This window comes from Pseudomonas sp. OA65, from assembly GCF_017498305.1.
Taxonomy (GTDB): domain Bacteria; phylum Pseudomonadota; class Gammaproteobacteria; order Pseudomonadales; family Pseudomonadaceae; genus Aquipseudomonas; species Aquipseudomonas zanjanensis.
In genome coordinates this window covers 1-21,444 of sequence record NZ_JAGDEZ010000007.1, presented here as the reverse complement: position 1 = coordinate 21,444, position 21,444 = coordinate 1, and the positions used below count along the sequence as shown (strand labels likewise).

The window sequence follows — 21,444 nt, the reverse complement described above, 5'->3', positions numbered from 1 at the left end:
TGTCATGCACGCCCTACAAGCCAAGATCCTCGACCCACGCATCGGCAGCGAATTCCCGCTGCCGCAATACGCCACACCAGGCTCCGCCGGTCTCGACCTGCGGGCGATGCTCAAGCAGGACAGGATCCTGGAGCCAGGCCAGACCCTGCTGATTCCTACCGGCCTGTCGGTGTACATCGGCGACCCGGGCCTGGCCGCGCTGATCCTGCCGCGCTCGGGCCTGGGCCACAAGCACGGTATCGTGCTGGGCAACCTGGTGGGCCTGATCGATTCCGATTACCAGGGCGAACTGATGGTGTCGTGCTGGAACCGCGGCCAAACGGCCTTCAATATTGCCGTGGGCGAACGCATCGCCCAATTGGTGCTGGTGCCGGTGGTCCAGGCCCATTTCGAACTGGTCGAGGAATTCGACGAGAGCCAGCGCGGCGCGGGTGGCTTCGGGCACTCCGGCAGCCACTGACCGCCCGATAGCGGGCCGGGCATCCTGCCCGGCTCGTTCGTGAAGCTTCTGTTTCAGGACAAAAAATGCGCAATGGCTTTCTGCTAGGTTTCCCATCCGGAATCAATGTATTAGGCGAGCGAGGCCGGGGTAACGCTGTCTCATGGCACTTTCCCACCACGAACTCTCTGTCAAAAACGCCGTCATACCCTTCAGCTTGAGCCTGCCGACGCCCAGAGTCGGCCTGTCCAGTCACTTTCCTGATAGAGCGCCCCGCCCATGAACACCCCAGCCGCAATCGCCCCGATCTTCCCTGAAAGCATTTTCCGCGCCTACGACATCCGTGGCGTGGTACCGGAAACCCTCACCGCCGAAACCGCCTACTGGATCGGCCGCGCCATTGGCTCCCAGAGCCTGGCCCAGGGCGAACCGAACGTGTGCGTCGGCCGTGATGGCCGCTTGTCGGGCCCCGAGCTGGTTGAACAATTGATCAAAGGCGTCGCCGACAGCGGCTGCCACGTCAGCGACGTGGGCCTGGTGCCGACGCCCGCGTTGTACTACGCCGCCAACGTGCTGGCCGGCAAATCCGGGGTGATGCTCACCGGCAGCCACAACCCGTCGAACTACAATGGCTTCAAGATCGTCATCGCCGGTGACACCCTCGCCAACGAGCAGATCCAGGCCTTGCACACCCGCCTCAAGACCAACGACCTGAGCAGCGGCCCGGGCAGCGTGACCAAGGTCGACATTCTCCCGCGCTACAACGACGAGATCGTCAAGGACGTGAAACTCGCCCGCCGCCTGAAAGTGGTGGTCGATTGCGGCAATGGCGCGGCCGGCGTGATCGCCCCGCAACTGATCGAAGCCCTGAACTGCGAAGTCATCCCGCTGTTCTGTGACGTCGACGGCAGCTTCCCCAACCACCACCCGGACCCGGGCAAGCTGGAAAACCTGCAAGACCTGATCGCAAAGGTCAAGGAAACCAACGCCGACCTGGGCCTGGCCTTCGACGGCGACGGCGACCGCGTGGGTGTGGTGACCAATACCGGCAGCGTGGTGTTCCCGGACCGCCTGTTGATGTTGTTTGCCAAGGACGTGGTGGCGCGCAACCCCGATGCCGAGATCATTTTCGACGTGAAATGCACCCGTCGCCTGGTGCCGCTGATAAAGGAATATGGCGGTCGCCCGCTCATGTGGAAAACCGGTCACTCGTTGATCAAGAAGAAAATGAAACAGAGCGGCGCCCTGCTGGCAGGAGAAATGAGCGGCCACATCTTCTTCAAGGAACGCTGGTTCGGTTTTGACGATGGCATCTACAGCGCCGCGCGCCTGCTGGAGATCCTCAGCAAGGAGAAATCCACGGCCGAAGAGCTGTTCGCGACCTTCCCGAACGATATTTCTACGCCGGAAATCAATATCCATGTGACCGAAGAGAGCAAATTCAGCATCATTGATGCACTGCACGACGCCCAGTGGGGCGAAGGCGCCGAACTGACCACCATCGACGGTGTGCGGGTCGACTACCCAAAAGGCTGGGGCCTGGTCCGCGCCTCCAACACCACACCGGTGCTGGTGTTGCGTTTCGAGGCCGACAACGAAGCCGAACTGCAGCGCATCAAGGACGTGTTCCACGCCCAACTCAAACGTGTTGCACCTGATCTCCAATTACCGTTTTGATTTTTTGAAGCACTACCGGAGCCCTGAATGACCCTCGAACGCGAAGCCGCCGCCAACACCGCCAAGGTCCTGTCCGAAGCGTTGCCTTATATCCGACGCTACGTCGGCAAGACCCTGGTGATCAAATACGGCGGCAACGCGATGGAAAGCGAGGAGCTCAAGACCGGCTTCGCCCGCGACATCGTGCTGATGAAGGCCGTGGGCATCAACCCGGTGGTAGTTCACGGTGGCGGCCCGCAAATCGGCGACCTGCTCAAGCGCCTGTCGATCGAGAGTCACTTCATCGACGGCATGCGCGTGACCGATGCGCAGACCATGGATGTGGTGGAGATGGTCCTCGGCGGCCAGGTCAACAAGGACATCGTCAACCTGATCAACCGCCATGGCGGCAGCGCCATCGGCCTGACGGGCAAGGACGCCGAGCTGATCCGGGCGAAGAAACTCACCGTCACCCGCCAGACCCCGGAGATGACCCAGCCGGAAATCATCGACATCGGTCACGTGGGCGAAGTAGTCGGCATCAACACCGACCTGCTGAACCTGCTGGTCAAGGGCGACTTCATCCCGGTCATCGCGCCCATCGGCGTGGGTGCCAACGGTGAGTCGTACAACATCAACGCCGATTTGGTGGCAGGCAAGGTTGCCGAGGCACTGAAAGCTGAAAAGCTGATGCTGCTGACCAACATCGCCGGCCTGATGGACAAGACCGGCAAGGTCCTGACCGGGTTGTCGACCCAGCAGGTCGATGACCTGATCGCCGACGGCACCATCTACGGCGGCATGCTGCCGAAGATTCGTTGCGCGCTGGAAGCGGTGCAGGGCGGCGTCGGCAGCTCGTTGATCATCGACGGCCGCGTGCCGAATGCGATCCTGCTGGAGATCTTCACCGACACCGGCGTAGGTACCTTGATCAGCAATCGCAAGCGTCCTTAAGCGATACCGTTAAAAAAAGACCCCGCTCAATCTGGTTGAGCGGGGTCTTTTTTTACACGTTTTCAGATGATGCTTTTGTGGCGAGGGAGCTTGCTCCCGCTGGGCTGCGCAGCGGCCCCAACATTTTGCGGTCGCTGCGCGACCGAGCGGGAGCAAGCTCCCTCGCCACAAGATCAAAACCAGCGGGGCTTTTTAGACGCCGAACTGGGCGCGGTAGGCTTCCACTGCCGGCAAATGCTGCTTGAGCTGCGGATCGTCGGCCAAGAATTCCAGCACCTGGTTCAGCGACACAATGCTGATCACCGGAATGCCGAAGTCGCGCTCCACTTCCTGGATCGCCGACAGCTCGCCGTTGCCGCGCTCCTGGCGGTTCAGGGCGATCAGCACGCCGGCAGCCTTGGCGCCTTCCTGGGAAGCGATGATCTGCATCACTTCGCGAATGGCGGTGCCCGCAGTGATCACGTCGTCGATGATCAATACTTCGCCGGTCAGCGGCGCGCCGACCAGGCTGCCGCCTTCGCCGTGGGCCTTGGCTTCCTTGCGATTGAAGCACCAGGGCAGGTCGCGGTCGTGGTGTTCGGCCAGGGCGACGGCAGTGGTGGCGGCCAGCGGGATGCCTTTGTAAGCTGGGCCGAATAGCACATCGAACGGGATACCGCTCTCAACGATGGCCGCCGCATAGAAACGACCCAGTTGCGCCAGGGCGGAACCGCTGTTGAACAGGCCCGCATTGAAGAAGTACGGGCTGGTGCGCCCGGACTTGAGGGTGAATTCACCGAAGCGCAAAACGCCGCGATCGATGGCAAAGCGAATGAAATCGCGCTGATACGCCTGCATGAAAAAAGCCTCAAATACCGCGGATTTAGCTAAATAGGTACACGGCGTGTATCATACACGCACGTGATTTTTGGGGCCATTTATGCGGATCATCAGTGTGAACGTCAATGGTATTCAGGCTGCAGTCGAGCGTGGTTTGCTCAGTTGGCTGCAAGCACAGAATGCCGACGTCATCTGCCTGCAGGACACCCGCGCCTCCGCCTTTGAACTGGACGATGCAGCCTTCCAACTGGATGGTTACTTCCTTTATGCCTGCGATGCCGAAGTCCCCGCCCAGGGTGGCGTGGCTTTGTACTCGCGGCTGCAACCGAAGGCTGTCATCAACGGTCTCGGTTTCGAGACGGCGGACCGCTACGGGCGCTACCTGCAAGCCGATTTCGACAAGGTCAGCATCGCGACCTTGCTGCTCCCTTCGGGGCAGAACGGCGATGAAGATTTGAACCAGAAATTCAAGTTGATGGACGACTTCGCCCGTTACCTTGATAAACAACGGCGCAAACGTCGCGAGTACATTTATTGTGGCTCGCTGTACGTTGCGCAACAGAAGCTGGATATCAAGAACTGGCGCGACAGCCAACAATCTCCGGGGTTCCTGGCGCCGGAACGGGCCTGGATGGACGAGATCATTGGCAACATGGGTTATGTCGACGCCCTGCGTGAAGTCAGCCGTGAAGGCGACCAATACAGCTGGTGGCCCGACAACGAGCAGGCCGAGATGCTCAACCTCGGCTGGCGTTTCGACTACCAGTTGCTGACGCCCGGGTTGCGCCGCTTCGTACGCAGCGCCCGCCTGCCGCGCCAGCCACGGTTCTCGCAGCATGCGCCGCTGATCGTGGATTACGACTGGACGCTGACCATCTAAGCGCCATTCGTACCTACAAAAAAAACCGACAGCGATGTCGGTTTTTTTGTAGGCGCTGAAAAAGCCAACTGTGGGAGCAGGCTTGCTCGCGAAGGCGGAGTGTCAGGCACCTCAACGATGACTGACGCGCCCCACTCGCGAGCAAACCCGCTCCCACAGGGGGTACTTTGACTGATCGTTATTTAACCAACCGCCAGGTAAACGGATACCGATACGCCTGCCCTTCATTGGCCTTCACGCCACCAATGATGGTCAGCACCAGCGCGCCAATAGCCACCAGGCCGAACAGGAAGAAGCCGATCACCACAATCATCAGCAGCAGGCTAATCGCCGCGGCGATCGCCACGGTGATCTGGAAGTTCAGCGCTTCCTTGCCCTGGGCATCGATGAACGGGTCGGATTCACGCTTGATCTGCCAGATGACCAGCGGTCCGATCAGCGAACCGAACGGAATGAAAATCCCCACTAGTGCAGACAGGTGACAAAACATCGCCCATTGCCGCACTTCTTTGCTCGGCTGGGGCAACAGGACTTGCTCATCACTCATGACACTCTCCTTGTCTGAAGCGCACAACGATCAGTCGGCCAAGGCGGCCTTTTGCAGTTCGAAAATCTCGTTCATGCCTTTCTTCGCCAATTCCAGCATAGCGTTCAATTCTTCCGGCTGGAACGGCGCGCCCTCGGCGGTGCCCTGGACTTCGATGAAACCACCGGCGCTGGTCATGACCACGTTCAGGTCGGTCTCGGCGGCGGAATCTTCCAGATAATCCAGGTCCAGCACCGGCTCGCCCTGGTACATGCCCACGGACACGGCGGCGATCATTTGCTTGAGCGGGTCGCCGCCCTTGAGGCCGCCGCGCTTCTTGATCACTTTCAAGGCATCGACCAGCGCAACCATGGCCCCGGTGATAGAAGCGGTACGCGTGCCGCCGTCGGCCTGGATCACGTCGCAATCGACATACAGGGTCACGTCGCCCAGCTTGGACATATCCAGCGCGGCGCGCAGCGAACGACCGATCAGTCGTTGGATTTCCAGGGTACGGCCGCCCTGCTTGCCACGGCTGGCCTCACGCTGGTTCCGCTCGCCAGTGGCGCGCGGCAGCATGCCGTACTCGGCGGTCAGCCAGCCCTGGCCCTGGCCCTTGAGGAACCGTGGCACGCCGTTTTCGACGCTGACGGTGCAGATGACTTTGGTATCACCGAATTCGACCAGTACAGATCCCTCGGCGTGTTTGGTGTAGTTGCGGGTAATGCGGATCGAGCGAAGCTGATCGGCAGCGCGACCACTTGGACGTTTCATAGGGAACACCTGTACAGAGGACGGAAAACTGCCGGACATTATAGAGCCGTGGGCCGCCAGAGGGCAGTTTAAAAAAGCCGACGCGACCGGTGAGCGCGTCCAAAGCCCCGGCCGACGGGCTGCAGCGGTTTGTTGCCAGAGCTGTTTGGGCGCGTGCGTCCCACTGCGCTACAATCCTGCGCCTTTGCTGCCCTTCAGCATCTACCCACAGATCCCAGGCCCCGCGACCATTGGTTGTGGCCGGCCTGCATTGCGAGGAATCCCTATGGTGCACAGCATGACCGCCTTCGCCCGCGTCGAAAAAGCCGGGGCCCAAGGCACGCTGAGCTGGGAGCTGCGCTCGGTCAACAGCCGTTACCTGGAGCCGCACCTGCGCCTGCCCGAGTCCTTCCGCGACCTGGAAGGCGGCGTGCGCGAAGCGCTGCGCCAGGGCCTGTCCCGGGGCAAGCTGGAATGCACCCTGCGTTTCACCGAAGAAAGCACCGGCAAAGCCTTGCAAGTGGACCGCGAGCGCGCCGCGCAATTGGTCGCCGCCGCCGAAACCGTCGCCAGCCTGATCAAGAACCCCGGCGCCCTGAACCCGTTGGAAGTCCTGGCCTGGCCCGGCGTGCTGGTGGGTGACGCGAGCGACCCGCAGGCGCTGAACGCGGAAGCGCTGGCATTGTTCAATCAAGGCCTGAAGGAGCTCAAGGCCGGTCGCGAGCGTGAAGGCGCGGAGCTGGCCCGGCTGATCAACGAGCGCCTGACCTCCATCGAAGAAGACGTCGGCACCCTGCGCGAGCTGGTCCCGCAGATGCTCGCCACCCAGCGCCAGAAAGTCCTCGACCGCTTCGCCGACATGAAGGCCGAGCTGGACCCGCAACGCCTGGAACAGGAAATGGTCATGCTCGCGCAAAAGAGCGACGTGGCCGAAGAACTGGATCGCCTGAGCACCCACATCATCGAAGTCCGCCGGGTGCTCAAGTCCGGCGGCGCGGCCGGTCGCCGCCTCGACTTCCTGATGCAAGAGCTCAACCGCGAAGCCAATACACTGGGCTCCAAAGCCTTCGACCCGCGCAGCACCCAGGCAGCGGTCAACCTCAAGGTGTTGATCGAGCAAATGCGCGAACAAGTGCAGAACATTGAGTAAGGCTAACCCGACATGACCCACAGCACCGGCACTCTCTACATCATTTCCGCGCCCTCGGGCGCCGGCAAGACCAGCCTGGTCAAGGCGCTGATCGACGCCGAGCCGCAGATCCGCGTCTCGGTCTCGCACACCACCCGTGCCATGCGCCCGGGCGAAGTCAACGGCGTGAACTATCACTTCGTCGACCGCGAAGAGTTCGTGAAGATGGCCGAGCACGGCGACTTCCTGGAGCGCGCCGAAGTCTTCGGCAACCTCTACGGCACGTCGCAAAGCTATCTGCAGCAGACCCTCGACGAAGGCGACGACCTGATCCTGGAAATCGACTGGCAAGGCGCCGAGCAGGTGCGCAAGCTGATGCCCCAGGCCCGCTCGATCTTCATCCTGCCGCCGAGCCAGCAGGCCTTGCGCCAGCGCCTGACCAACCGCGGCCAGGACAGCGACGAAATCATCGAAGGCCGGATGCGTGAAGCGGTCAGCGAAATGAGCCACTACGTCGACTACGATTACCTGATCATCAACGACGATTTCGCCCACGCGCTGGACGACCTGAAGGCGATTTTCCGCGCCAGCCAGCTGCAACAGAAACGCCAGCAGCAACGCTTCGGTAAATTATTGGCCGAACTGCTGGGCTGATCAGCCCTTCCCAAAACCGCTGCGACGGCTTTACATTGGTACTCGCAGCGCGCCGAGGGGTTTGGTTAAAAAATCAGCGCTTCCCTAAACGCTGGTGTTTTTTTAAACTGTCGAGTCCGCTCGCCCAACCGGGCAGCGCGCATATTGCATTCGCTCCGAGGAATACCATGGCCCGCGTAACCGTTGAAGACTGCCTAGAACACGTGGAAAACCGCTTTGAGCTGGTCATGCTCTCTACCAAGCGTGCCCGTCAACTGGCCACCGGCGGCAAAGAGCCATTGGTCCAGTGGGAAAACGACAAGCCTACCGTGGTAGCGCTGCGTGAAATCGCCGAAGGCCTGATGAGCTACGAGTTCATCGCCAACGCTGAAATCGTCGAAGACGAACCGCTGTTCGCAGCGTTCGAGGACGAGTCCAACGAGGCGGTCTAAGCCTATGCCTGGTCGACGTAGCACGGCGCGGGGTCACAGCAAACGGCAGGAGTCACCCTCATGCCGAGCATAGACGCCCTCGCCGATCGCTTATCGGCCTACCTCGGCACGGACCAGGTCAATCTGGTCCGCCGAGCCTATTTCTACGCCGAACAAGCCCACGACGGCCAACGCCGCCGCAGCGGCGAGGCGTACGTCACGCATCCCCTTGCCGTGGCGAACATTCTTGCCGACATGCACATGGACCATCAGAGCCTGATGGCGGCGATGCTGCATGACGTGATCGAAGACACCGGCATTGCCAAGGAAGCGCTGCAAGCGCAATTCGGCGAAACCGTGGCCGAACTGGTCGATGGGGTCAGCAAGCTGACCCAAATGAACTTCGAGACCAAGGCCGAGGCCCAGGCCGAAAACTTCCAGAAAATGGCCATGGCCATGGCCCGCGACATTCGCGTGATCCTGGTCAAGCTCGCCGACCGCCTGCACAACATGCGCACCCTGGAAGTGCTGTCCGGTGAAAAGCGCCGGCGCATCGCCAAGGAAACCCTGGAAATCTACGCCCCCATTGCCAATCGCCTGGGCATGCATGCGATCCGCATCGAGTTCGAAGACCTCGGCTTCAAGGCCATGCACCCGATGCGTTCGGCGCGGATCAACCAGGCCGTCAAGCGCGCCCGGGGCAACCGCAAGGAAATCGTCAACAAGATCGAAGAGTCCCTGAGCCACTGCCTGGCCATCGACGGCATCGAAGGCGAAGTCAGCGGTCGCCAGAAACACCTCTACGGCATCTACAAGAAAATGCGCGGCAAGCGCCGGGCCTTCAACGAGATCATGGACGTCTACGCGTTCCGGATCATCGTCGACAAGGTCGACACCTGCTACCGCGTGCTGGGTGCTGTGCATAATTTGTACAAACCGTTGCCGGGGCGCTTCAAGGACTACATCGCGATCCCCAAGGCCAACGGCTACCAGTCGCTGCACACCACGCTCTTCGGCATGCACGGCGTGCCGATCGAAATCCAGATCCGCACCCGCGAAATGGAAGAGATGGCCAACAACGGCATCGCCGCCCACTGGCTCTACAAATCCAGCGGCGACGAACAGCCCAAGAGCACCCACGCCCGCGCCCGGCAGTGGGTCAAGGGCGTGCTGGAAATGCAGCAGCGCGCCGGTAACTCGCTGGAATTCATCGAGAGCGTGAAGATCGACCTGTTCCCGGACGAGGTCTACGTCTTCACGCCCAAGGGCCGGATCATGGAGCTGCCCAAAGGCTCCACGGCCGTGGACTTTGCCTATGCGGTGCACACCGACGTCGGCAACAGCTGCATCGCCTGTCGCATCAACCGCCGCCTGGCACCGTTGTCCGAGCCGCTGCAAAGCGGCTCCACGGTGGAGATCGTCAGCGCCCCCGGCGCCCGACCCAACCCGGCGTGGCTCAACTTCGTGGTCACCGGCAAGGCCCGCACGCACATCCGTCACGCACTGAAGCTGCAACGTCGCTCCGAATCCATCAGCCTCGGCGAACGCCTGCTGAACAAGGTCCTGAATGGCTTCGACAGTTCCCTGGACAAGATTCCGGGTGAGCGTGTGCAAGTGATGCTCCACGAATACCGTCTCGAATTGATCGAAGACCTGCTCGAAGACATCGGCCTGGGCAATCGCATGGCCTATGTCGTCGCCCGCCGCTTGCTCGGCGAAGGCGAACAGTTGCCAAGCCCCGAAGGCCCGCTGGCGATTCGCGGCACCGAGGGCCTGGTGCTCAGTTATGCCAAGTGCTGTACGCCGATCCCGGGCGACCCGATTGTCGGCCACCTGTCCGCCGGCAAGGGGATGGTGGTGCACCTGGACAACTGCCGCAACATCAGCGAAATCCGTCACAACCCGGAAAAATGCATCCAGCTCTCCTGGGCGAAGGATGTCACCGGCGAATTCAACGTCGAGCTGCGGGTCGAGTTGGAACACCAGCGCGGCCTGATCGCCCTGCTGGCCAGCAGCGTCAATGCCGCCGACGGCAATATCGAAAAAATCAGCATGGACGAGCGCGATGGTCGCATTAGCGTCGTCCAATTGGTGGTCAGCGTGCACGACCGCGTACACCTGGCCCGCGTCATCAAGAAACTGCGCGCCCTGACCGGCGTTATCCGCATCACCCGGATGCGCGCGTAGCCCCTTCGTTATCAGGAGTCATTCATGACCAAGACCGTTATCACCAGCGACAAGGCTCCAGCCGCCATCGGCACCTATTCCCAGGCGATCAAGGCCGGCAACACGGTGTACATGTCGGGCCAGATCCCACTGGACCCGAAGACCATGGAACTGGTGGAAGGCTTCGAAGCCCAGACCGTGCAGGTGTTCGAAAACCTCAAGGCCGTGGCCGAGGCTGCCGGTGGTTCGTTCAAGGACATCGTCAAGCTGAACATCTTCCTTACCGACCTGAGCCACTTCGCCAAGGTCAACGAGATCATGGGCAAGTACTTCGACCAGCCTTACCCTGCCCGCGCCGCCATCGGCGTAGCGGCCCTGCCGAAGGGCTCGCAGGTCGAGATGGATGCCATCCTGGTCCTCGAGTAATAAGGTCGGCGCAGCCTCCCCCGCTGCGCCGTTTTCGTCTTGAAAGGATTCCACCATGCGCAAAGCGCTTGCTCTCTCGCTGGCAGCCCTGCTTCTGGGCGGCTGCGCCAGCGACCCTGCCGACCGTGACATCAGCGGCACCTGGATCAACCAGGCGGCCATCGACGCTGCCGCCAAGGGCGGCCCGCTGCGCGAAGCGCTGCAAGGCTATGGCCCGAACCTGGAATGGGATGTCAACACCCGGGCCGGCCAGGCGCGCTACACCAACGGTTTTGAAAACGTCGAAGGCAAGTTGCTGGGCGAAGAAGACGGCGCCTGGAAAGTCGACTTCTACGGCAGCTCCGCCAGCGAGCTCAAGCGCGACGGCGACCAGTTGAGCCAGGCCGCCACCGAGAACGAACCGCAGCAGGTGTTCGACCGCGCGCAAGTGCAGGTACCGGAAGGCGCACCCATCGGTGCCAGCTTCGAGCGCGCGCTATATGCCGCTTACCTCGGTGGCACCTGGAACATCACCAGCGGCCCCGGCCAGGGCGCCACCGTGCAATTCCAGCCCGACGGCCAGGTCAGCGGCCTGCCGGGTGCCGATCGCTACGCCTTGTGCCTGGCTGGCGATTGCGCCTCCATGAGCGGTGGCAACGACAACATCTGGCTGCAACAGAACGGCCAGGGCAACACCTGGATCTTTGCCCGTGATGGCAAGAAGCTGGAGATTTTCCAGACCGTGAATGCGGCATTGGCGGATGAAATGCCGTCGTTCACGCCGGGTGATCGTAAGTGGGTGCTTGAAAAGCAGTAGGAGCCACGACGCAACTCTCATGTGGGAGCGGGCTTGCTCGCGAAGACGGCATGACAGTCAACGAAGATGTTGAATGTCAGGGCCCCTTCGCGAGCAAGCCCGCTCCCACAGGTGCTTTGGGGTGTCAGGCGAATCAGCAGCGCCCTTCCAGAATCGCCGCATACCCCTCGCGAAAACTCGGATAACGCGGCGTCCAGCCCAAGGCCTTCGCCCGGGCATTGCTGCAGCGCTTGCTGCCGGCGCGCCGCACGCTGGCATCTTCGGCCCACTCGGTAACGCCCATGAATTCCCGCAACCAGCCCACGACTTCGGCCAACGGCACAGGGGCATCGTCGACGCCGATGTAGCAGTCATCCAGCACCTTGCCCTGGCGATCAGCCTCCAGCAGGAACGCCAGCAAGCCGGCCGCGTCGTCAGCGTGGATACGATTGGCGTACAGCGGCGGGTCGGTCACCACGCGATAACCCTGGCGCACCTGGCTCAGCAACCACTCCCGACCCGGACCATAAATGCCGGTCAGGCGCACGCGGCTGGCCGGGATGCCGCTGTCCAAGGCGACTTGCTCGGCTTCAAGCATCAGTCGACCGGAATATCCGCCAGCCACGGTGGGCGAGGTTTCATCCACCCATTCGCCCTGCTGCTGCCCATACACACTGCTGCTGGACACAAACAGCAAGCGCTTGGGCCGCTGCCCATGCTGCTTCAGCCAGCCCAATACATGCTGCAACCCTTCGACGTAAGCCGTGCGGTAACCCGCTTCGTCATGGTCGGTGGCCGCGGCGCTGTACACCAGGTAATCCAGCGACCCGGTGGGCCAGTCGGCGGGGCATTGCTCGCTGAACAAATCCCCCGCCACCCCGATGACGCCGGCCGGCAGGTTCGAAACCGTGCGCCGCAAGCCATGGACCTGCCAGTGTTCAGCCACTAACCGGCTGGCCAGACGGCCGCCGATATCACCGCAGCCGGCGATCAAAACAGAAGGCGCGGACATCAAGAACTCCTCTGGCAAAGCCGCAGACTAGCCTCCGCGGGGGACGAGCGGCTAGCCATGTGAGAAAAAAAGTTACTGTATTACTTTTGTTAACAAGAATTACTTGCAATAATGCTCGCCACTTTTGTTCTCGGCCCACGAGGCCTGGAAGAACATCAACCTTCTTTTTTCCTCAGGTCCGGCCAGCATGAAACGCTCTCTATCCCCCGCTTCGCCAACCAATCGACCTCGTGCCTGGAGCACGGTAGCCGCCTTGTTGTTCAGCCTGTTGCTGGCACCTGCCGCGGCCTTCGCCGATGCACAGGCGCCCGCCACGACCCCAGCGACGACTCCGGCCGCCGCACCTGCTGCCGCCCAGGCGCCTGCCGATCCGGCCGCTCCCGTTGCGACGCCGGTGGCCACCGACCCGGCCCAAGCCGTCGAGGCCCCGGCACCTGAAGTGCTCGCAGCCGACAATACCCTGGGCATGGCCCACGACCTGTCGCCATGGGGTATGTACCAGAACGCCGACATCATCGTGAAGATCGTGATGATCGGTCTGGCCATCGCCTCGATCATTACCTGGACCATCTGGATCGCCAAAGGCTTCGAGCTGCTGGGTGCCAAGCGTCGCTTGCGCGGTGAAATCGCCGCCCTGAAAAAAGCCGCCACCCTCAAGGAAGCCAGCGCCACCGCCGCGAAGGAAGGCACCCTCGCCAACCTGCTGGTGCATGACGCCCTCGAAGAGATGCGCCTGTCGGCCAACAGCCGCGAGAAGGAAGGCATCAAGGAGCGCGTCAGCTTCCGCCTCGAGCGCCTGGTGGCTGCCTGCGGTCGCAACATGAGCAGCGGCACCGGTGTGCTCGCCACCATTGGTTCCACCGCGCCGTTTGTCGGCCTGTTCGGCACCGTGTGGGGCATCATGAACAGCTTCATCGGCATCGCCAAGACCCAGACCACCAACCTCGCCGTTGTCGCCCCCGGCATTGCCGAAGCCTTGCTGGCGACCGCATTGGGCCTGGTCGCGGCCATCCCGGCCGTGGTGATCTACAACGTCTTCGCCCGCTCCATTGCCGGCTACAAGGCCCAGGTTTCCGACGCTTCGGCCGAAGTCCTGCTGCTGGTCAGCCGTGACCTCGACCACTTGCCGCCCGAGCGTGGCTCGCAACCGCACATGGTGAAAGTGGGGTAATCGGCCATGGGCCTGCATTTGAAAGAAGGCGCAGACGACGATCTGGCCGAGAACCACGAAATCAACGTCACGCCGTTCATCGACGTGATGCTGGTACTGTTGATCATCTTCATGGTGGCCGCCCCGCTCGCCACCGTGGACATCAAGGTTGACCTGCCGGCGTCGACGGCCAAGCCTTCGCCGCGGCCGGAGAAACCGGTGTTCCTCAGCGTCAAGGCCGACCAGCGCCTGTTCCTCGGTGAAGAAGAGGTCAAGGCCGACACCCTCGGCGCGACCCTCGACGCCAAGACCCAGGGCAAGAAAGACACGACGATCTTCTTCCAGGCCGACAAAGGCGTGGACTACGGCGACCTGATGAGCGTGATGGACGCGCTGCGAAGCGCCGGTTACTTGAAGGTTGGCCTGGTCGGACTCGAGACGGCGCCTAATAAATGATCACGACGCGCCAAAAGCTGACGCGATACAGCGGTAGCCTGGCGGTGGTGTTGGGCGTGCATGCGCTCGCCATCGCCCTGGCGCTGAACTGGACCACGCGAGCGCCCATCGAATTGCCGCCCCAGGCGATGATGGTCGAGCTGGCGCCAGTGCCAGCCCCGCCGCCACCGGCACCGCCAAAAGTCGTCACACCGCCGCAACCGCCCGAGCCGGTGGAAGAGCTGCCGCTGCCTAAACTCGCCGAAGCACCGAAGCCTGAAATCGCTGTGCCCAAGCCGGTGAAGCCCAAGCCCAAGCCGCAACCGCCCAAGCCCAAACCGGTGGAGAAAAAACCCGAGCCGCCGAAGGAACCGCCGTCGGAGCAGAAACCCAGCGACACGCCACCGACCCAGTCAGTGGCCGAGAAGTCCGCGCAACCGGCGCCTGGCCCGTCGCCTGCACAATCGGCTGCCAAGGCCAATTGGCAGGGCACGCTGCTGGCGCACCTGGGCAAGTACAAGAAGTACCCGCCCAGGGCCCAGCAGATGAACAAGGAAGGCACCAACCGCCTGCGTTTCGTGGTGGATGCCAACGGCAACGTGTTGTCATTCGAATTGGTGAGCGGTTCCGGCACGGAGTTGCTGGACCGGGCCACCCTGGAAATGATCCGCAAAGCCCAACCACTGCCCAAGCCGCCGGCCGAGCTGCTGACCAACGGCACCATCGAACTGACGGCACCGTTTGTGTATTCCATCGACAAGCGTCGGCGTTGACCCCAACTTTGCAAGCCCCTGTAACAGGGGCTTTCTTATTTTCTTAGAAAGCAAAGGCATCTCTAGGGCAAGAACATCTGTGGGAGCAAAGCTTGCTCGCGATACAGGCACCTCGGTTCCGGCGAGTATCGCGTTGACCTCATCGCGGGCAAGCCTTGCTCCCACAGATCATGTATGCACATTCGCCAGTGTCACACCGCGCCCCCAGTCTGATAACGTGCGTCTATCGATTGCAGCCGGTATGCTTGGCTCGCAACTTCACGGACGCTCGCCATGACCCTCACAGAATTACGCTACATCGTGACCCTCGCCCAAGAGCAGCATTTCGGCCATGCGGCCGAGCGTTGCCACGTCAGCCAGCCGACGCTGTCGGTGGGTGTGAAAAAACTTGAAGACGAACTCGGTGTGCTGATTTTCGAGCGCAGCAAAAGCGCCGTGCGCCTGACCCCGGTGGGCGAAGGCATCGTCGCCCAGGCACAGAAGGTCCTTGAACAGGCCCAAGGCATTCGCGAACTGGCCCAGGCCGGCAAGAACCAATTGACCGCCCCGCTGAAAGTCGGCGCGATCTACACCGTCGGCCCGTACCTGTTCCCGCACCTGATTCCGCAACTGCACCGGGTCGCCCCGCAGATGCCGTTGTACATCGAAGAAAACTTCACCCACGTGCTGCGCGACAAGCTGCGCAACGGCGAGCTGGACGCGATCATCATCGCCCTGCCGTTCAACGAAGCCGACGTCCTGACCCTGCCGCTCTATGACGAACCGTTCTACGTCCTGATGCCGGCAGAGCACCCCTGGACCCAGAAAAAAACCATCGACGCCGCACTGCTCAACGACAAGAGCCTGCTGCTGCTCGGCGAAGGCCACTGCTTCCGCGACCAGGTACTCGAAGCCTGCCCGACCCTGACCAAAGGCAGCGAAGGCGCCAAGCACACCACGGTGGAATCCAGCTCCCTGGAAACCATTCGCCACATGGTCGCTTCCGGCCTGGGTATCTCGATCCTGCCGCTGTCGGCGGTGGACAGTCATCATTACTCCCCTGGCGTGATCGAGGTCCGCCCGCTGACGCCACCCGTGCCGTTCCGCACCGTTGCCATCGCCTGGCGCGCCAGTTTCCCGCGGCCCAAGGCCATCGAAATCCTCGCCGACTCGATCCGCCTGTGCTCCGTGGCCAAGCCGCCCGCTGCCAAGTAAGCCGCTGCCATGACTGAGCTGTCGAAAGTGCCGGTCACGACACTCAAGGGTGTCGGTGAAGCCATGGCCGAAAAATTGGCCAAGGTCGGTCTGGAAAACCTCCAGGACCTGCTGTTCCACCTGCCCCTGCGCTACCAGGACCGCACCCGCGTGGTGCCCATCGGCCATCTGCGCCCGGGGCAGGACGCGGTGATCGAAGGCACCGTCAGCGGCGCCGACGTGGTCATGGGTCGTCGTCGCAGTCTGGTCGTGCGCCTACAGGATGGCACCGGTGGGCTCAGCCTGCGTTTCTATCACTTCAGCAATGCGCAAAAGGAAGGCCTCAAGCGCGGCACCCGCGTGCGTTGCTACGGCGAGGCACGGCCCGGGGCGTCGGGACTGGAGATCTACCATCCGGAATACCGCAGCATTACCGGCGACGAGCCGCCGCCCGTGGATGAAACCCTGACCCCGGTCTATCCGCTCACCGAAGGCCTGACCCAACAACGCCTGCGCCAGCTCTGCCAACAAACCCTGACGCTACTGGGCCCCAGCAGCCTGCCCGACTGGCTGCCCACGGAACTGGCCCGGGACTACCAGTTGGCGCCGCTCGCCGACGCGATCCGCTACCTGCACCATCCGCCCGCCGATGCCGACGTCGACGAACTCGCCCTCGGCCATCACTGGGCCCAGCATCGCCTCGCGTTCGAAGAGCTGCTGACCCATCAACTGTCCCAGCAACGCCTGCGCGAAAGCCTGCGTTCCCTGCGCGCCCCGGCCATGCCCAAGGCCAAGGACCTGCCGGCCCGCTACCTGGCCAACCTCGGTTTCACCCCCACGGGGGCCCAGCAACGGGTGGGCAACGAAATCGCCTACGACCTGAGCCAGCCCGAGCCGATGCTGCGGCTGATCCAGGGCGATGTCGGCGCCGGCAAGACCGTGGTCGCCGCCCTCGCCGCACTGCAGGCCCTGGAGGCCGGTTATCAAGTGGCATTGATGGCGCCCACCGAGATCCTCGCCGAGCAACATTTCATCACCTTCCAGCGCTGGCTCGAACCCTTGGGCATCGAAGTCGCCTGGCTGGCCGGCAAGCTCAAGGGCAAGAACCGCGCCGCCGCCCTGGCGCAAATCGCCGAAGGCGCGCCGATGGTGGTCGGCACCCATGCGCTGTTCCAGGATGAAGTGCAGTTCAAGAACCTGGCGCTGGTGATCATCGACGAACAGCACCGCTTCGGCGTGCAACAACGCCTGGCTTTGCGGCAGAAAGGCGTGGGTGGGCGCATGTGTCCTCATCAACTGATCATGACCGCCACGCCGATCCCACGGACCCTGGCGATGAGCGCCTACGCCGACCTCGACACCTCGATCCTCGACGAACTGCCCCCCGGCCGCACACCGGTCAACACCGTGCTGGTGACCGATACCCGACGAGTGGAAGTGATCGAGCGCGTGCGCAGCGCCTGCGCTGAAGGGCGGCAGGCCTATTGGGTGTGCACATTGATCGAAGAGTCGGAAGAGCTGACCTGCCAGGCGGCCGAAACCACCTTCGAGGACCTCACCGCTGCCCTCGGCGAGTTGAAGGTCGGGCTGATCCACGGCCGCATGAAACCCGCCGAGAAAGCCGCCGTCATGGCTGAGTTCAAGGCCGGCGCCCTGCAACTGCTGGTCGCCACCACGGTGATCGAGGTGGGTGTGGACGTACCCAATGCCAGCCTGATGATCATCGAGAACCCCGAGCGCCTGGGCCTGGCTCAGTTGCACCAGTTGCGCGGCCGGGTGGGCCGGGGCAGCGCCGCCAGCCATTGTGTCTTGCTCTATCACCCGCCACTGTCGCAGATCGGACGCCAGCGGCTGGGGATCATGCGTGAAACCAACGACGGTTTCGTCATCGCCGAAAAAGACCTCGAATTGCGCGGCCCCGGTGAAATGCTCGGCACGCGCCAGACCGGTCTGCTTCAATTCAAGGTAGCCGACCTGATGCGCGACGCCGATCTGCTCCCCGCCGTACGCGATGCCGCCCAGGCCCTGCTGGAACGCTGGCCCGAGCATGTCAGCCCGCTGCTGGATCGCTGGCTGCGTCATGGGCAGCAATACGGCCAAGTGTGAGCACGCGCTCAGTTTTCGAGACCCGCGTGCCGGGCAAGCTGGTTATACTGACCAACTTGTAGGAAAACGGATACAGACCATGACAGAAGCTGCCCTCGTCCCCGAAGCCCCGCACGCTCCGTCTGTTATTCGGCTGTTGCTCGAGAAATTGGGCATCGGCTATGACGAAGTACTCGAACGCCCCGGCCTGAACCCAGCCCGCAAAGTGCAAGCGGTGTTGCTGCACGATGCCGTTGGCGCGCTCATGGTGCTGTTTCCGCAAAGCCAGCTGCTGGACCTCAATCGCCTGGCCGAGCTCACCGGTCGCAAGCTGACGGCGGTGCCGACCGAGCGTCTGGAGCGCATGCTCGGCAAACACAGCCTGAGCCTGCTGCCCGGCCTGCCGGCGCTGACCAGCTCACCGTGCCTGTACGAAGAAAGCCTGCTGCGCGAACCCAAATTGCTGATCAACTCCGGCGAGCCGGGGCTGCTGCTGGAAGTGACCAGCGAAGCGTTCAAGACCATGCTCACCAAGGCCAGCGCCGCGACGTTCGGCGAGCCAGTGAGCAATATCACCCCCAACCTGGACCGCCCGGACGATGACCGCAAGGAAATCACCCAGGCCGTACAGGCGTTCACCGCCCGGCGTATCCAGCAACGACTGGAAGAAACCATCGAGATCCCGCCGCTGGCTGAAACCGCGCAAAAAATCATCAAGCTGCGGGTCGATCCCGACGCCACCATCGACGACATCACCGGTGTGGTGGAAACCGATCCAGCCCTGGCCGCGCAAGTGGTGAGCTGGGCCGCCTCGCCCTACTACGCCTCGCCCGGCAAGATTCGCTCGGTGGAAGACGCCATCGTCCGGGTGCTGGGCTTCGACCTGGTGATCAACCTCGCACTGGGCCTGGCCCTGGGCAAGACCCTGAGCCTGCCCAAGGACCACCCGCAACACACCACGCCGTACTGGCACCAGTCGATCTACACCGCCGCCGTCATCGAGGGCCTGACCCGCGCCATGCCGCGGGCCCAGCGCCCCGAAGGCGGCCTGACCTACCTGTCCGGCCTGCTGCACAACTTTGGTTATCTGCTGCTGGCCCATGTGTTCCCGCCGCACTTCTCGCTGATCTGCCGACATCTGGAGGTCAACCCGCACCTGTGCCACAGCTACGTGGAGCAACACCTGCTGGGCATCAGCCGCGAACAGATCGGCGCCTGGCTGATGCGCTACTGGGACATGCCCGACGAACTGGCCACCGCCCTGCGCTTCCAGCACGACCCGCACTACGACGGCGAATACGCCGCCTACCCGAACCTGGTATGCCTGGCCGTGCGCCTGCTGCGCTCGCGCAGCATCGGCTCCGGCCCGGATGAAGACATCCCGGATGCGTTGCTCGAACGTGTGGGCCTGACCCGGGAAAAGGCCAACGATGTGGTCAGCAAGGTGCTCGAAGCCGAAGTGCTGCTGCGGGAACTGGCTTCGCAGTTCGGCCACTGATCGCAGTGCAAGCAACTGAGCTTTTGTGGCGAGGGGATTTAGCTGTGGGAGCAAAGCTTGCTCGCGACACAGGCGACTCGATTTCAGAGAGACCGCGTCGCCTTCATCGCGGGCAAGCCTTGCTCCCACATAGCCTTGGCCCTAGATAGAATCTGCGCGGCTCAAACCTTCTTGGCCTTCCTCGGCTTCAAATACTTGGTCATCCCCTGGAACCAGATCACCAGCGCCGGGTTGCCCTTGATCTGGATCGACTTGTCCTGAATCCCCGTCATGAATGCCAATTGCTTGTTCTTGGCCTGCATCGTGGCGAAGCCATAGGCGGCGTCCTTGAAGGCAATGGCGAAGGCCGGGGTCGGGTAAACCCCGGACTGGCTGGTGATGCGCTGGTTCTTCACGGTGAAATGCCGAGCGACCTTGCCGTCCAGGGTTTGCAGCTGGAACACCAATTCTTTGTCGCCTAGCTGCTGCTGGAACGCCGGGTTGGTCCGGCTGGCCTTGCCCATCAACAACCCCAGCATCCACAACAGAAAACGAAATTTCATGGGCACAGCCTCGTGATGAAAGATGATTGGCTGGCAGTTTAGCGATTCTTCGGCGTAACGCCATCATCGGATCGATTTAGCGGAAGATAAGCTGGTTTTCGCGAAAGATGACTGCCAAGTCACAAAACCTAAAATCAAAAGATCGCAGCCTTCGGCAGCTCCTACATCGATTTCCGTAGGAGCTGCCGAAGGCTGCGATCTTTTGATCTTTTTGCCCTGCCAAACCCTCGGACATTTCCTTCAAGACGCAGGGCTGTTCATGAACTAGGCACCCTGGTTTTGCGCGGCTAACCTGGGTTCGTCATCGCAAAAAACGGTGACACGGACGTGCAAGTCCGGTACATATCGGCGCGCAACTGCTACGCCAAACGGCTCACGCTCGTATTGGTGTGTTTATGGCGGCTGCGCGCGGGAGACTCTCGAGGTCTGCCGGGGTCCGATATGCCCGGTCTTGCACACCCGCGCACAGCTGCCACCCCTTTCGGTGCAACGAAAGGTGCCAGCCTTCATTCAATACATATCGGGAATACATTTATGTTCAAGGTCACTCCCAATCCGCCACAAAGCGGCCACAAATCCCGCGTCCAAGCGCAGGAAGAAAAAAAGCTCGAAGACGCCGCCACCCGCGCCCTCGACTACTACCTCAAGCCCAAGCCCGCCTCACCGCCCGAACCCGACAAAAACCAACTCTTCATCGTGTCGCCTCACATCGACACCGAAACCCTACTGGCCAACGCCTCCGAAGACCTGCTCTCCATCAGCACCATCGCCGCCGACCTGGCTGACGACGTGGATGACTCACGCCGCTGTGTCGCCCTGGCGATCAGTCGCATGGCCGATGGGGTGCAGTTGTTGGTTGAGCGGGCGTTGGATCATTTGGAAACCAAGGAGGCGGTGGCGCCCGGTGCCAAGGGGTAGCGCTTTGCATTGATGCAGGCTGAACCGGCGCCATCGCGAGCAAGCTTTGCTCCCACAGGTCCTGCTCAAACAGATCTGAGGGGTGTACGACCGCAAGAGCCAGGTCGGCTACTAGGCCGCCTCGCTTTTGCTTTTGATCTGGAGGCCCCGTTAACCACGCTGGCCGAACGCAGGCATTGTGGAGTGGGCATCCCGGCATGGATGCCGGGATAGCCGCGCTGGGCCATGGATGGCCCTTCGCGGCGGGCCCACGGAGCAATGCCGGAGTGAG

General features: G+C 62.2%; 21 protein-coding genes and 1 pseudogene. 17 read left to right on the top strand and 5 right to left on the bottom strand.

Features of this window, described 5'->3' with window-relative positions:
* The first annotated feature begins 4 nt into the window (after nt 1-4).
* The 3 genes and pseudogenes from dut (at nt 5) to argB (ending at nt 3,049) form a co-directional block, all read left to right on the top strand.
* Nucleotides 5-460, top strand: a complete 456-nt coding sequence (gene dut, locus J3361_RS07840) for a dUTP diphosphatase (RefSeq protein WP_207963741.1) — start codon at nt 5-7, stop codon at nt 458-460.
* A gap of 252 nt (nt 461-712) precedes the next feature.
* Nucleotides 713-2,116, top strand: a pseudogene (locus tag J3361_RS07835) (phosphomannomutase/phosphoglucomutase); the annotation flags it as partial.
* Nucleotides 2,117-2,143: 27 nt separating this feature from the next.
* The gene (argB, locus tag J3361_RS07830; protein ID WP_025216133.1) at nt 2,144-3,049 is read left to right on the top strand and encodes an acetylglutamate kinase; all 906 of its coding nucleotides are present in this window, start codon (nt 2,144-2,146) and stop codon (nt 3,047-3,049) included.
* A gap of 192 nt (nt 3,050-3,241) precedes the next feature.
* On the opposite strand, the gene pyrE is transcribed toward argB, so the two are convergent.
* A complete protein-coding gene (pyrE, locus tag J3361_RS07825) occupies nt 3,242-3,886 on the bottom strand; it encodes an orotate phosphoribosyltransferase (protein WP_207963737.1) in 645 nt (214 codons plus the stop codon).
* A gap of 82 nt (nt 3,887-3,968) precedes the next feature.
* On the opposite strand from pyrE, the gene J3361_RS07820 reads away from it, so the two are divergent.
* A complete protein-coding gene (locus tag J3361_RS07820; protein WP_013694557.1) occupies nt 3,969-4,748 on the top strand; it encodes an exodeoxyribonuclease III in 780 nt (259 codons plus the stop codon).
* Nucleotides 4,749-4,926: 178 nt separating this feature from the next.
* Here the strand turns inward: J3361_RS07820 and J3361_RS07815 are convergent, their stop codons facing one another.
* Nucleotides 4,927-5,295 (bottom strand): DUF4870 domain-containing protein, encoded by a 369-nt coding sequence (locus J3361_RS07815; protein ID WP_207963735.1) that lies wholly within the window; start codon nt 5,293-5,295, stop codon nt 4,927-4,929.
* A gap of 30 nt (nt 5,296-5,325) precedes the next feature.
* On the bottom strand, nt 5,326-6,048 hold the full coding sequence (rph, locus tag J3361_RS07810; protein ID WP_003177262.1) for a ribonuclease PH: 723 nt from the start codon (nt 6,046-6,048) through the stop codon (nt 5,326-5,328).
* 265 nt (nt 6,049-6,313) lie between these two features.
* On the opposite strand from rph, the gene J3361_RS07805 reads away from it, so the two are divergent.
* From J3361_RS07805 to J3361_RS07780, 6 genes are all read left to right on the top strand, one after another.
* The gene (locus J3361_RS07805; protein ID WP_207963733.1) at nt 6,314-7,177 is read left to right on the top strand and encodes a YicC/YloC family endoribonuclease; all 864 of its coding nucleotides are present in this window, start codon (nt 6,314-6,316) and stop codon (nt 7,175-7,177) included.
* Nucleotides 7,178-7,189: 12 nt separating this feature from the next.
* Nucleotides 7,190-7,810 carry a guanylate kinase gene (gmk, locus tag J3361_RS07800; protein WP_207963731.1) on the top strand — a complete coding sequence of 207 codons (621 nt, stop codon included), beginning with the start codon at nt 7,190-7,192 and terminating at the stop codon, nt 7,808-7,810.
* A gap of 167 nt (nt 7,811-7,977) precedes the next feature.
* Nucleotides 7,978-8,241 carry a DNA-directed RNA polymerase subunit omega gene (gene rpoZ, locus J3361_RS07795; RefSeq protein ID WP_003177259.1) on the top strand — a complete coding sequence of 88 codons (264 nt, stop codon included), beginning with the start codon at nt 7,978-7,980 and terminating at the stop codon, nt 8,239-8,241.
* Between the two features lie 60 nt (nt 8,242-8,301).
* Entirely contained in the window at nt 8,302-10,407 is a 2,106-nt protein-coding gene (gene spoT / locus J3361_RS07790) for a bifunctional GTP diphosphokinase/guanosine-3',5'-bis pyrophosphate 3'-pyrophosphohydrolase (RefSeq protein ID WP_053126562.1), read from the top strand.
* Nucleotides 10,408-10,431: 24 nt separating this feature from the next.
* A complete protein-coding gene (locus tag J3361_RS07785) occupies nt 10,432-10,812 on the top strand; it encodes a RidA family protein (RefSeq protein WP_186706898.1) in 381 nt (126 codons plus the stop codon).
* 55 nt (nt 10,813-10,867) lie between these two features.
* On the top strand, nt 10,868-11,608 hold the full coding sequence (locus tag J3361_RS07780) for a hypothetical protein (RefSeq protein ID WP_207963729.1): 741 nt from the start codon (nt 10,868-10,870) through the stop codon (nt 11,606-11,608).
* 133 nt (nt 11,609-11,741) lie between these two features.
* Here the strand turns inward: J3361_RS07780 and J3361_RS07775 are convergent, their stop codons facing one another.
* On the bottom strand, nt 11,742-12,599 hold the full coding sequence (locus tag J3361_RS07775) for an SDR family oxidoreductase (RefSeq protein ID WP_207963728.1): 858 nt from the start codon (nt 12,597-12,599) through the stop codon (nt 11,742-11,744).
* A gap of 187 nt (nt 12,600-12,786) precedes the next feature.
* Between J3361_RS07775 and exbB the strand changes: the two genes are divergently transcribed.
* From exbB to J3361_RS07745, 6 genes are all read left to right on the top strand, one after another.
* Complete coding sequence (exbB, locus tag J3361_RS07770; protein ID WP_207963727.1) at nt 12,787-13,770, top strand: tonB-system energizer ExbB; 984 nt, start codon at nt 12,787-12,789, stop codon at nt 13,768-13,770.
* Nucleotides 13,771-13,776: 6 nt separating this feature from the next.
* Nucleotides 13,777-14,205, top strand: a complete 429-nt coding sequence (gene exbD / locus J3361_RS07765; RefSeq protein WP_207963726.1) for a TonB system transport protein ExbD — start codon at nt 13,777-13,779, stop codon at nt 14,203-14,205.
* Nucleotides 14,202-14,957 (top strand): energy transducer TonB, encoded by a 756-nt coding sequence (locus J3361_RS07760; protein WP_207963725.1) that lies wholly within the window; start codon nt 14,202-14,204, stop codon nt 14,955-14,957. The genes exbD and J3361_RS07760 overlap by 4 nt, the downstream gene beginning before the upstream one ends.
* Nucleotides 14,958-15,230: 273 nt before the next feature.
* Nucleotides 15,231-16,151, top strand: a complete 921-nt coding sequence (locus J3361_RS07755; protein ID WP_186706903.1) for a hydrogen peroxide-inducible genes activator — start codon at nt 15,231-15,233, stop codon at nt 16,149-16,151.
* Nucleotides 16,152-16,160: 9 nt separating this feature from the next.
* Nucleotides 16,161-18,236, top strand: coding sequence for an ATP-dependent DNA helicase RecG (recG, locus tag J3361_RS07750; protein ID WP_207963724.1), 2,076 nt, complete (start codon nt 16,161-16,163; stop codon nt 18,234-18,236).
* 79 nt (nt 18,237-18,315) lie between these two features.
* Complete coding sequence (locus tag J3361_RS07745) at nt 18,316-19,713, top strand: aminoacyl-tRNA deacylase and HDOD domain-containing protein (RefSeq protein WP_207963723.1); 1,398 nt, start codon at nt 18,316-18,318, stop codon at nt 19,711-19,713.
* Between the two features lie 161 nt (nt 19,714-19,874).
* Here J3361_RS07745 and J3361_RS07740 read toward each other — a convergent pair whose 3' ends face one another.
* A complete protein-coding gene (locus J3361_RS07740) occupies nt 19,875-20,255 on the bottom strand; it encodes a helicase (protein ID WP_207963722.1) in 381 nt (126 codons plus the stop codon).
* Nucleotides 20,256-20,789: 534 nt separating this feature from the next.
* Between J3361_RS07740 and J3361_RS07735 the strand changes: the two genes are divergently transcribed.
* Complete coding sequence (locus tag J3361_RS07735) at nt 20,790-21,173, top strand: DUF6124 family protein (RefSeq protein ID WP_207963720.1); 384 nt, start codon at nt 20,790-20,792, stop codon at nt 21,171-21,173.
* The last annotated feature ends 271 nt before the right edge of the window (nt 21,174-21,444 follow it).